An 11,097-nucleotide genomic window follows, 5' to 3' on the forward strand; every position below is an offset into this window, starting at 1 on the left:
GCAGTCTCAAATCACCCGGAAAACCGCATTCAGCCCGAGCAGCAGAAAGCTAAACGGAATCGATGCTAACAGAAGAAACAAGGAGACGACGAGGCCGGCGCGAATGCCGATCGGTCGTCCAGTCCGATCGAAGCGGACGCCAAAGCCGTAAAGAGCACCGAGCATCTGTGATGCCACCGCGATTACAAAAATCAGGATATACCGTTCTTCCAGGCGAAATGCATGCGCCAGTATGTCGCTCGACACCGTGAGCATCAGCGGTGCGTAAACCACGGCGGACGGCAAGGCGAGGCCGTAAGCGCGGGGGAGCGTCAGGCGGATTCCGACCGTTCGTCGCACCGCGAACCGCAATGCCGCCATCCACGGAAGATTGATGATGAGGTAAATCAGGACCAGCCTGGAAAAATCGTCGACCGAGTACGCGGACGGGCGGAGTACGAGATCGACTGAAAGATACAGTAAAGGGTGAGCCTTAAAAAGCAAAGGGTCCACGGTTTTATGCCCAAAAATTAGACATCATCCAGGAAATAGCCTATTTGATGGCTGATCTTGCCGGGAATGTCGCATCATATCGTCCACAGTTCCTTACCAACCGGCCGACCAGCAAACATTGCTATAATCCCGCAGTTTTACCTCAGCTAAAGGAGTATCCGACCCCATGTCTTTGATGAAAGTCAGTTCCGGCAAGAGCGTTCCGAACGACATCAACGTGGTCATCGAAATCCCGGCGTACAGCGATCCGGTGAAGTATGAGATCGATAAAGAAACCGGAGCGCTTTTCGTCGACCGCTTCATGGGCACGGCGATGCAATATCCCTGCAATTACGGTTACGTTCCGCACACTTTGTCGGAAGACGGCGACCCCGTGGACGTGCTGGTGGTCGCTCCCTGGAAACTATTGAGCGGATCGGTGGTTCGCTGCCGGCCGATCGGTCTATTGAAAATGACCGACGAAGCCGGCGGCGACTGCAAGATTATCGCGGTTCCCCACGACAAATTGACCCCGCTTTACAGCAAGGTCAACTCCTTCCGCGACATTCCCGACAGTCTGCTCGCCCAAATCGCACACTTCTTCGAGCACTATAAGGACCTGGAACCCGGCAAATGGGTCAAGATCGACGGCTGGTACGACGGCGAGGAAGCGAAGCAGGAAATCACCAGCAGCATCGAACGTTACAACTCGGCCAAGAAAAAGCCGAATTTCTGATCAGTCTCCGACCGAGAGCCCGTCCTCCAATCAAACGTCGTAATCCATGCTGAGCTACCGCCACGGCTTTCACGCCGGCAATCATGCCGATGTATTCAAACATCTGGTTTTGACCCTGCTAGTCCGCTCGCTGCTGCGCAAGGAAAAGCCGTTTTTCTATCTGGACACCCATGCCGCGGCCGGGCGTTACGATCTCGGCTCGGCGATAGCCCGCAAGAATCGCGAGTACAAAACCGGCATCGGTCCATTGTGGGAGGTTAAAGACGCGCCCGAGGCGATCCTGAACTATCTCGGAGCCGCGCGAGCTTTGAATTCCGACGGCAAACTTCGCTTTTATCCCGGCTCGCCGCGTATCGTCCGGCACTATCTGCGTCCGGGCGATCGGATGGCGCTTTCCGAACTTCATCCCAACGAAGTCAAGGTACTCGGCGAGGAATTCGCCGGCGACAAGCAAGTCAAGATCCATCATCTCGACGCCTATCAGGCGCTCAAGGCGTTGCTGCCGCCTTCCGAACGGCGGGGCCTGGTGCTGATCGATCCGGCCTTTGAGCTCAAAGACGAGTGGCGGCGTCTGCTGGACGCCGTGAAGGAGGCTTATCGGCGTTGGGCGACCGGTATTTTTGCAGTCTGGTATCCGATCCAGGATCGCGCCACGGCGGACGATTTTCTACGCCGTTTCAAGAAATCCGGCATCCGCAAGGTATTGGTCGCGGAATTCTCGATCCTCGACCCTGACGAAACCCTCCGCCTGAACGGCAGCGGCATGGTCATCATCAACCCGCCCTGGAAACTGGAAGAGGAACTGCGCAGTCTGCTGCCTTGGCTGTGGGAAAAACTGGCGGTGGACGGCCAAGGGACGTGGCGGGTGGAGTGGTTGGTTGAGGAGTGAGCCAAGGGCGAAATATCGTGCACCGTATGCAGACGTTCCATTCGGCGCATTACGTCAACGCTAATGCGTCCTACGCGGTCTGTTGGGCGGTCAGGTTGAGGGAAGCGTCAGACCGAATTATGAATCCGGGTGCGTTTCAGCCCAAGGCCGAATATGTGCGAGGGTTTCGGCCATCGTCTCGCGCGCGATCATAGTGTCGTAATGAGCTTGGGCGCGGAGCCAATAACCATCGGACAAGCCGAAAAAACGACACAATCGAAGATCGGTATCCGCGGTAACGGAGCGTTTTCCAGCGACTATTTCTCCGATGCGGCGTTGGGACACGCCGATCTCCTTCGCCAACCTGTACTGGGTGATACCCATCGGATTCAGGAACTCTTCGAGGAGCAGTTCGCCGGGAGAAACAGGAGCAATATCGCGCATAAGTATCCTCTCAATGGTAATCGACTATCTCGACGTCGAAAGCCTTGCCGCTCTCAAAGCGGAAACAAACGCGCCACTGGTCGTTAATGCGAATGCTCCACTGATCCTTTCGGTCACCTTTCAAGGCTTCCAGCCGATTTTGGGGAGGGACTCTCAGGTCCTCCAAGCGCCCCGCGACATCAAGCTGCGTCAGTTTTCGGAGCGCCACTCGTTCGATATTGACGAAACGTGGAACTCGCTCACCTCTGAACAGGGCCTCCGTTTCGCCGCATTTGAACGATTCGATCATGATAACAATGCTGGCGAGAGGCGTTAGTATTGTCAAGCGCCACTATTGCTGGGTTGGATCTCGTAAGATTCGTAAGATAAGAGCACCAGTTACCCGGAGCCCGCGTAGGATGTGCCGACGTAGGAGGCGCATCGATCGCGAATTTGAACGATGCGGTTCCTGCGTCACGGCATCCTACACGTGCTATGCGGACTGATATCCATAAAAAACGTCCATGACGTATCACGACTCTGGAATGATGGGTTTCGCTTCGCTCTACCCATCCTACATGGGCTGGAAACTGGAAGAGGAACTGCGCAGTCTGCTGCCTTGGCTGTGGGAGAAACTGACGGTGGACGGCCAAGGGGCGTGGCGGGTGGAGTGGCTGGTTGAGGAGTGAGCCGGCACGGTCACGTATTGGCCCCGCAGTCCGTGTAGGGCGAAATAGGGTACTCCCGTATTCCAATCACAAACGGTCATCCGGGGAAGGGGGCTGGCCGGCGCTCCCGGCCAGGCCGTTTGCGATTGGAAGGGCGGCTCCGGCGCTCCCGAACCGATCGTTTGCGATTGGAGCACCCGGATGACCCTTCCACCGCATCGGGACATTCCATTCGGCGCATTACGCCAACGGTAATGCGCCCTATGCGGGCTCGTTCCTCACATCGTCCACTTCCACCTTGAACTAAGTGCATGGGTAACGTTGTCGATAGTCGGCATGAGATGCGCTCTGGACACTCCCCTAAGCCACAGCAAACGTAGCAACTCGCCGACCTCAGAATGAGGAAGCGTCAGTACTCGGATAACTGGCTCCGATGAATGCGACTGCGCGTCCAGAGCAAAGGTCTGGAAATCTGGAAACGTTCCGGCCGCAGCAATATGCGCGCATCCATAGACGGGATGTATGAACAAGCCCTGTTGCGACCGAAGATATGGGTTCTCGCTATTAGGGACCGTGTGCCCCAAGAATCGCGTGTATTGCGAGTTGTAGCGCTCGTGACGCCCAAGCTCTAGCAGCAGATCTGGGCGGATTGCCCAAATCGCGATTTGCGCCTTTGTGTCAGCTACTTCGACTTCACTGGCGGCGAAGTAAGCGGCATACAGAGGGTTCCGAGTCCAATCTAGTGACCTAGTGGGGACCCCATGATGTTGAGCTAACGCCGCTGCCGCATTCAGCTCCGGCAGAAACCTGACAAGGGGATAGCTCTGAACGTCGGGAAGATAGTTGTGATGAGCGAGTCGTCGGTAGATGTCAACGTCGGGAACCCGATGTCCCAACTCATCGGCGAATGTGACAAAGTCAAGCAGGAGCGAGAACTCCGCTCGGCCCTGCGCATAGGCTTTCACCACAAAGTCAGCGTTAGCGCAGCGCGTTAACGGATTCCGATAAAGCAGCTCTCGGATGCCCAGGCCAAAGCGCTCTTCAAACTCAACTCGAAGCCGCGCCAGCCGCTGGAGTGGAACCGTAGATGGATTCCGCCACGCGCTTGGCGTAAGGTCCCATGATGCATCGCGTTGGCCGCGAAACACCCATGGACACGTCCATGACTTGCAATTCGTCCACAGTCGGAGCTCGAGCGCTGACAGCAGTGACTCTGCGTTTGAATGTCCCTCTCGATTAACAGCGTTCGTCATGAGTTCTGGAAGTTGCGAAAGGGTGCGGCTGGTGCTTGAAGGGTCTAATTACAAATAGCCACTCCAAAAGGCGCAAAACTTACGCCTTGAAGGTGCATAAAAAACTGCGATCCTAAAGCCGACGCGCTGTTCGAGTTAACCAAAGTCATTCTTACACCCTAGATTCCAAATCGATTACGTCTTCGGTGTCCGGATCGGGAGGCCATGCCTGTGACTGTAGTTCTGGGAGGCCGGGTTGCGGATTTCGGGCATACGGAGAACCGAGGCGCCGCGATAGTGAATCGTTATTGCGACATCCGTCAAGTCAACTAAAGCTTACAAATCGGGCCGGTATTTGATCCGATACGACATTGGGAATCCGGCGCCACACATCTCCGCGTCTAGTCTAGGTCGGCGGTGGCGAGGAGATGCATCGGGCGGCGAGAAGTGTCCTGGCCTGAAAGCTTTTCCAGGATTCGCGATCAGGAAGACTCAATGAGACTCCTCGGCCGCCTCACTGTCGTCGCCGACGGGCTCCAGGCTCAGATTCATCGTGCCGAATGGCGACTCGCCGGTTTGAGCGCTCTCGGTTTTTTCGCTGCTCTGATCTTGAGGAGACTCCGTATTTTCCGGCGATGTGTCCTTGGGAGCACGCTGCTGGCCCAGGCTGATTTTCAATCTGACGTTATTGGCCGAGTCCGCATTGCGGATGGCTTCTTCGGCGGTAATCCGGCCCGCCTGGTACAGCTTCACCAAATGGCTGTCGAAAGTTTGCATGCCCAAACCTTCGGATTTCTCCATGACTTCCTTGATCGCGTGGACTTCGCCCTTCCGGATCAAATCGCAGACCAGGGGCGTTCCGAGCAGAATCTCGATGGCCGCCGCGCGTTTGCCGTCCACCGTCGGCACCAGGCGCTGCGAGACGAAAGCCCTCAGGTTGAGGGACAAGTCCAATAACAGCTGATTCCGCCGTTCTTCGGGGAAGAAATTGATGATTCGGTCGAGCGCCTGGTTCGAGTTGTTGGCGTGCAGGGTCGACAGGCACAGGTGGCCGGTTTCCGCGAAATTGATGGCGTATTCCATCGTGTCCTGGGAACGGATTTCGCCGATCAGGATGACGTCGGGCGCCTGCCGGAGCGTGTTCTTGAGCGCGTCTTCGTAAGTCTGGGTATCGACGCCGACCTCCCGCTGATTCACCAGGCACTTTTTGTGGGGGTGCATGAATTCGATCGGGTCTTCGATGGTGATGATGTGCCCGGCGGAGTTGCTGTTGCGATAGTCGATCAGTGCCGCCAGCGAGGTCGATTTGCCGGAACCGGTGGCGCCGACGAACAGAATCAGTCCCCGTTTTTCCATGATGACCTTTTTGAGGACTTCCGGCAGACCCAGATCATCGACCTTGGGAATGTTGACTTTGATATTCCGCACCACCATCGCATGCGCATTGCGCTGTTTGAAGATGTTCACGCGAAAACGCCCCACGCCTTCCTCGCTGATGGCGAGATTCATTTCCGGACGCCGCTCGAAATCCCGCCGCTGGCCTTCATCCATGACCGAATAGGCGGTCTCTTTGATCATGTCGTCGGTCAGTTCAATGGTATCGACAGGCGTCAGCTTCCCCTGAAATTTGGCTGCGGGGGGAGCGCCGGCTGTGAGATAAAGATCCGAGCCGTCCTTGTAGACCAGGAGCTTGAGGTAATTCTTGAACTTCATAGGCATTCTTCCTCGGCTGAAAGGGTAGTTTGATAACGACCGCGGATTTGCGTCCCGCATCATCGAAACGCTGTCGTTACGCCGAGAACCTCGTTTCATGTATCGCAGTCCGGCGCCGACACTCCAGTGATCCAAGTATAGATACCGAATCCTGCCCGACCGTGAACTGAGCCGCACAAATCAAGCGGCTTCGCGCCTTGTTTCAAAAATCAATTCGTAACCGGAATACGGGGGTTGACACCGAAATGAGAACGATTATCATTTGTGGCGTGTTCATTAGTTTCGGGAGTCGTGCCGTGAACTCCGTCGACCGTACGGTTTTTCAATCAGTCCGCCGACGGCATGCGGCTGCAAAGTCCGCCATCACGCTGGTCGCACTACTCGAGAACGGAAATCGGCACGCCGAGGATTTCCACTGTCTGGATCTGCCTTCGAAAGATTTTTCCAGACGCCTGTTGCTGTCGGCCGGCTTGAATACGGGTCGGCACATTTGTTGAAACGCCGGGGAGAGATACATGACCGTCAAAAGCCGCGCATGCGCCGATGCGGCGCCATCACCCGATTTGCTGGAGGAGAGTTTGCGTTTTCTGCTGATGCGGTATGCGAGAAATCCGTCGCCATCGACAGCCGGGCATATCGCCGCCTGCTTGGACGGACTGCTCACTCATCCCGAGTTTAAAGCGGCTCCGGACGACCGCTGCACGTATCGTCGGATGCGGTGCTATTGGCGGTTGGTCGAGCGCCTGGGTTGAGACAGGCGATACCCTTTTGGCGGACTGTAACGAACGGTGTTATCGGCTTAGATAGGACCGATTTCGGGGGTCCGAGATTTTTCCGCTACGGTGGCCAATAAGCCGGCCAGCGCATCGGGATCTACGGGTTTGACCAAGTGGCAGTCCAGGCCGGCTTCCTCCGAGGCACGGCGATCGTCTTCCGTGCCATAGCCGCTGATTGCTACCAAGAGCGCCTTTTCCATGCCGGGCAAGCTCCTAAGACGCCTGGCCAGTTCATAGCCGTCCATTCCGGGCAATCCGATGTCCAGTAACGCGACCTCGGGTTTGAAATTTGCCGCGATATTCAGCGCCATGGGCCCGTCGTAGGCGACCTCGACCGTATGTCCGGAGGCGCTGACGATCAGCGCGGTACTCTCGGCGGCGTCGTGGTTGTCGTCGACGATAAGAACCCTGCGCGGCACCAATACCATTTCGGATTGCAGCGCGGTGATGTCTTGGGGGCTTTCGTCGATTCCCTGCCATAACGGCAGATACACCAAAAATTCACTGCCGAGGCCGAGTCCGGCGCTTTTGGCTTCCACCCGGCCGCGGTGCAGTTCGACCAGCCGGCGCACCAGCGTGAGCCCGATTCCGAGCCCTCCCTCCATGCGGTCCAAGCCTCTCTCCGCCTGCACGAAAAGGTCGAAGATATGCGGCAGCGCCTCGGGGCCGATGCCTCTGCCGTCGTCGCGGACCCGCAGCACGGCTTCATCGTTGACGATATGGAGACTGACCTCGATGTGGCCGCCCGGCGGAGTGTATTTTGCGGCGTTGGCGAGCAGGTTTTCGACGACCTGCTCCATGCGGGTGGGGTCCACTTTGACGAACAACGGACGCCCCGGCAGATCCAGGGCGAGCTTGTGCTGGCGCGAGTCGAGCTGATATCTGACGATTTCCAGAACATGAACGATCAGAGGCACGAGATCGATCGTTTCTTCGCGCAGCTCGATTTGGCCGCGGGTGATGCGCGCCACGTCGAGCAGATCGTCCACGATGCGGGTGAGCTTGGTGAGCTGCCGGTCCATCATCGCGTGGATCTGCTTGACGGGAGTCTTGTCGGGGTTGGCCCTCTGCAGGATGTGAAGCCCGTTACGGACCGGCGCGAGAGGATTGCGCAGTTCGTGGGCGAGCATGGCCAAGAATTCGTCCTTTTGCCTATGGGCTTCGCGCAAGGACTCCTCGATATCCTTGCGCTCGGTGATGTCGCGATTGGTCTCGAGCACGAGCGGCGGCTTGTTGCGCTGGACGACGACGGTGTTGCGGCTGTCGACGATGATGCGTTTTCCGGTGCGGGTGGTATGGACCACTTCGCCGACCCATTGCCGGTCCCGGGCGAGTATGCGTTCGAATTCCTCGGAGCTGATGCCGCGTTCGGTTTTCAGCAAGGTGTGGCTGATTTTCCCTATCGCCTCGGAACGCTTGTAGCCGTACAGTTCCTCCGCGCCGCGGTTCCAATACCGGACCGTGCCGCCGAGTTCCCACATCAGGACAGCTTCGTGGGCCTGGTCCAAGATTTCGCTCCGCTGCCTCAGGGCCGCTTCGATACTGCGACGCTCGGTGACATCCTGAATCGTCAGTAGGATCAGATCGTTCAGATGATCCTCTCCGAGCAGTTTGTAGGCGCTCAGGTTCAGGATGCGTTCGCCGATTTCGGGATGCGCCTGGATGATCTCATAATCCTCCAGGGTTCTCCCGCCCTGCGACACGATCTGGAGCGACTCTTTGATCTCCCGCCTATCCCACAGCCCGTTGCCGGTGTCGTAGAGGCAATTGTTCTGGATGGCCTCCGGTTTGGTCCGGAACATTTCGAAATAGGCCCGATTGGCGCGTTTTACCCGGAGATCCCGATCGAGCACCACCAAGGCGTCGCGCATGGTTCCCAGAATGGCCTCGTTGAATTCCTGCGCGTTCTTCAAGGTGAGATTGACCTGGCTCAACTCGTGATTGCGGACCCTCAGCTCTTCATTCGCCGTGGCGAGTTCCTCGTTGGCCGACTGCAATTCCTCCTTGGCGGTTTCGAGCTCTTCGTTCGTGCTCTGGAACTCCTGGTGAGCGGACAAGAGTTCTTCTTCCAGCGACCTCAGTTTTTCCTGGCCGGCTTTGTGGGCCTCGATAACGGATTGCAGATGGCGTTGCGTGGCATCGAGTTCTCGTCTCAACTCCGAGAATTGGAACTGCCCTCCAGCTTGCGCGGACTTGAAAAGCAGGCCCACTTGTCGCGTCAGAACGGAGGAAATTCGCCGAAGCCAATCGGCCGGGGCATGGATTGGAAGCCGGGACGGCGAATTTTCGAAAAGAATCAGGAAGAATTGCGCGGTGCCCTCGGCGTCGTTGAGCGGCAGGACCTCGAATTGAACATACCGTTCTTTCCCGTCGGTGCGGATGCGGATGTTTTCCCGTCGGACGGATTGTCCGGTCGACCGCGTCTCCTGAACGGCCTCCGACAGTTCGATGAAGAGATAGGTTTGGGTCAGGCTTTTTAGGTTCAGGCTTGCCGAACCCTGTTGATGCTCGAGAAACTGTCCGGTATGGCCGCGAAACTGGAGAACGTTCAGATCGTCATCGATCAGCACGCCGGCCGGCGCGTAACGTGCGAGCAGGATGTTGTCGGCCTGTCGCTGAACCAATCCGGGGTTTTGCAGTGGCGCAGCCGTTTCTGTCAGCGTTTTTTCAGGCTGAAGTGTCCTTTGTTCCTTCCCGCCGAAGTTCAGCAACATTCGGCCGGGAACGTTCTTCCTCACGTAGATGCTCCAATTTTTGTTTAAAGGTTCGAAGAGATGCGAACCTTGGGGACCGATATTTTCGGATGGCCCGAGCGCGAGAAATTTACCCGGATTGAGCGCGTAATGAAAGGTCGACATGACATGTCTCTGCAGTTCCGGATCCAGGTAGATGAGGAGATTGCAGCAACTGATCAGATCGAGCTTGGAAAAGGGGGGATCTTGCGCCACGTTATGTTCGGCGAAGACGCACGATTCCCGGATCGCCGGAATGACTTGATAATGAGCGTCGGCTCGGATGAAGAAGCGTCTGAGCCGCTTTTCCGAGATATGAAGCCTGATGTTTTCGGGATAGCGGCCGGCCCGTGCCAGGCTGATGGCCTGCGAGTTGATGTCGCTGCCGAAAATCTGTATCGGGATACTGACCTTCTTCTCGTCCAGAAACTCGATGAGCGCCATGGCGATGGAATAAGCCTCCTCGCCGGTCGCGCAACCGGGCACCCAAATACGAATCGGATCGTTCGGAGACCGGCCTTGCAGCAGCCGCGGAAAGACTTCTCTCGTCAATCCACGGAATGTCTCCGGGTCCCGAAAGAACGCGGTAACGCGGATCAGGAAATCCTGGCATAGCGCCTCGACTTCGGTCGGTTGATTCTGCAACAGGGCGAGATAATCGGAGAGGCTATGGATCTTGTTAAGCGCCATTCGGCGCATGAGCCGCCGTAAGATGGTCTTGCGTTTGTACTGGCTGAAATCGAGCCCGCAAGTGACGAGAACGACACGGAATATCTGCTTCAGATCCTGTTGCCGGATGGCCAGGGTCTCCAGATCGCCGGCGGCGGTCCCGGCTCGCTGGCCGAGGTTTGTGAGCTCCCGCGCGATCTCCTTGGGCGGCAATACGTAGTCGACGCATCCCATGCTGATGGCGCTGCGCGGCATCCCGTCGAATCTGGCCGAGGACGGATCTTCCGCAAACGCGATTCCGCCGCCGGTCTTGATCGCCTTGAGCCCCTTCGCTCCATCCGACCCGGTCCCCGACAGCACGATTCCGATTGCCTTTTTCCCCAGCTCGCGAGCCAGGGAAAGAAACAGATGATCGGCCGGCAGATGAGGCGACGGACGTCCGTGCCGGCGCTGAAGGTTCAGGCAACCGACCGAAACGCTTATATCCGCATCCGGAGGAATGACATAAATATGATCCGCCTGTATCGCCATCCCCTCGCGTGCCTCGATAACCGGCAATCTGGCGGTATTGGCCAGGATTTCCGCCAGCTTGCTGTCATGATCGGGCGATAAATGCTGGGCGATCAGGAAGGCGAAGCCGATGCCGGGCTCGATGGCTTGGAAAAGATCCAGCAGCGAGTTCAGACCTCCCGCCGAAGCGCCTATACCCACCATGGCCGGAATAGTCTCGGGCGATCTCAAGCAGCCACCGTCCGGTCTTGTCGTGTCGTGTCGTTTCCGGCGTTCATCCGTCGTATAGCGCACTCACT

Annotated in this window: 11 protein-coding genes; 5 read left to right on the forward strand and 6 right to left on the reverse strand. The window is 57.3% G+C overall.

What is annotated here, in order from left to right; genetic code table 11:
* Positions 1-6 precede the first annotated feature (6 nt).
* Positions 7-492, reverse strand: coding sequence for a hypothetical protein (locus ACWJJK_RS00150; RefSeq protein ID WP_156879943.1), 486 nt, complete (start codon positions 490-492; stop codon positions 7-9).
* Between the two features lie 166 nt (positions 493-658).
* On the opposite strand from ACWJJK_RS00150, the gene ppa reads away from it, so the two are divergent.
* Positions 659-1,207, forward strand: coding sequence for an inorganic diphosphatase (ppa, locus tag ACWJJK_RS00155; protein ID WP_077728186.1), 549 nt, complete (start codon positions 659-661; stop codon positions 1,205-1,207).
* Positions 1,208-1,253: 46 nt separating this feature from the next.
* Positions 1,254-2,096, forward strand: coding sequence for a 23S rRNA (adenine(2030)-N(6))-methyltransferase RlmJ (locus ACWJJK_RS00160; protein WP_156879944.1), 843 nt, complete (start codon positions 1,254-1,256; stop codon positions 2,094-2,096).
* Between the two features lie 117 nt (positions 2,097-2,213).
* Here ACWJJK_RS00160 and ACWJJK_RS00165 read toward each other — a convergent pair whose 3' ends face one another.
* Together ACWJJK_RS00165 and ACWJJK_RS00170 are read right to left on the reverse strand one after the other, a co-directional pair.
* Positions 2,214-2,519 (reverse strand): HigA family addiction module antitoxin, encoded by a 306-nt coding sequence (locus ACWJJK_RS00165; protein ID WP_077728184.1) that lies wholly within the window; start codon positions 2,517-2,519, stop codon positions 2,214-2,216.
* A 10-nt stretch (positions 2,520-2,529) separates the two neighbouring features.
* On the reverse strand, positions 2,530-2,808 hold the full coding sequence (locus ACWJJK_RS00170) for a type II toxin-antitoxin system RelE/ParE family toxin (protein WP_156879945.1): 279 nt from the start codon (positions 2,806-2,808) through the stop codon (positions 2,530-2,532).
* A 214-nt stretch (positions 2,809-3,022) separates the two neighbouring features.
* Here ACWJJK_RS00170 and ACWJJK_RS00175 point away from each other — a divergent pair, with 214 nt between their 5' ends.
* Positions 3,023-3,187 (forward strand): class I SAM-dependent methyltransferase, encoded by a 165-nt coding sequence (locus tag ACWJJK_RS00175; RefSeq protein WP_156879946.1) that lies wholly within the window; start codon positions 3,023-3,025, stop codon positions 3,185-3,187.
* 257 nt (positions 3,188-3,444) lie between these two features.
* Here ACWJJK_RS00175 and ACWJJK_RS00180 read toward each other — a convergent pair whose 3' ends face one another.
* Complete coding sequence (locus ACWJJK_RS00180) at positions 3,445-4,062, reverse strand: FRG domain-containing protein (protein ID WP_454129063.1); 618 nt, start codon at positions 4,060-4,062, stop codon at positions 3,445-3,447.
* Between ACWJJK_RS00180 and ACWJJK_RS00185 the strand changes: the two genes are divergently transcribed.
* Entirely contained in the window at positions 4,015-4,161 is a 147-nt protein-coding gene (locus tag ACWJJK_RS00185) for a hypothetical protein (RefSeq protein WP_454129066.1), read from the forward strand. The genes ACWJJK_RS00180 and ACWJJK_RS00185 overlap by 48 nt on opposite strands.
* A gap of 729 nt (positions 4,162-4,890) precedes the next feature.
* Here ACWJJK_RS00185 and ACWJJK_RS00190 read toward each other — a convergent pair.
* Positions 4,891-6,111, reverse strand: a complete 1,221-nt coding sequence (locus ACWJJK_RS00190; protein WP_156879948.1) for a PilT/PilU family type 4a pilus ATPase — start codon at positions 6,109-6,111, stop codon at positions 4,891-4,893.
* A gap of 515 nt (positions 6,112-6,626) precedes the next feature.
* Between ACWJJK_RS00190 and ACWJJK_RS00195 the strand changes: the two genes are divergently transcribed.
* On the forward strand, positions 6,627-6,863 hold the full coding sequence (locus ACWJJK_RS00195; RefSeq protein ID WP_077728179.1) for a hypothetical protein: 237 nt from the start codon (positions 6,627-6,629) through the stop codon (positions 6,861-6,863).
* A gap of 47 nt (positions 6,864-6,910) precedes the next feature.
* Here ACWJJK_RS00195 and ACWJJK_RS00200 read toward each other — a convergent pair whose 3' ends face one another.
* Entirely contained in the window at positions 6,911-11,029 is a 4,119-nt protein-coding gene (locus ACWJJK_RS00200) for a chemotaxis protein CheB (protein ID WP_143735038.1), read from the reverse strand.
* Positions 11,030-11,097 lie beyond the last annotated feature (68 nt).

The sequence above is a fragment of the Methylocaldum gracile genome, assembly GCF_053646815.1.

Bases quoted from the DNA above. Each gene is read 5' to 3' on its own strand.
- ACWJJK_RS00160 (WP_156879944.1), top strand. From the start codon at position 1,254: ATGCTGAGCTACCGCCACGGCTTTCACGCCGGCAATCATGCCGATGTA.
- ppa (WP_077728186.1), top strand. From the start codon at position 659: ATGTCTTTGATGAAAGTCAGTTCCGGCAAGAGCGTTCCGAACGACATC.
- ACWJJK_RS00185 (WP_454129066.1), top strand. From the start codon at position 4,015: ATGAGCGAGTCGTCGGTAGATGTCAACGTCGGGAACCCGATGTCCCAA.
- ACWJJK_RS00175 (WP_156879946.1), top strand. From the start codon at position 3,023: ATGACGTATCACGACTCTGGAATGATGGGTTTCGCTTCGCTCTACCCA.
- ACWJJK_RS00165 (WP_077728184.1), bottom strand. From the start codon at position 2,519: ATGCGCGATATTGCTCCTGTTTCTCCCGGCGAACTGCTCCTCGAAGAG.
- ACWJJK_RS00170 (WP_156879945.1), bottom strand. From the start codon at position 2,808: ATGATCGAATCGTTCAAATGCGGCGAAACGGAGGCCCTGTTCAGAGGT.
- ACWJJK_RS00190 (WP_156879948.1), bottom strand. From the start codon at position 6,111: ATGAAGTTCAAGAATTACCTCAAGCTCCTGGTCTACAAGGACGGCTCG.
- ACWJJK_RS00195 (WP_077728179.1), top strand. From the start codon at position 6,627: ATGACCGTCAAAAGCCGCGCATGCGCCGATGCGGCGCCATCACCCGAT.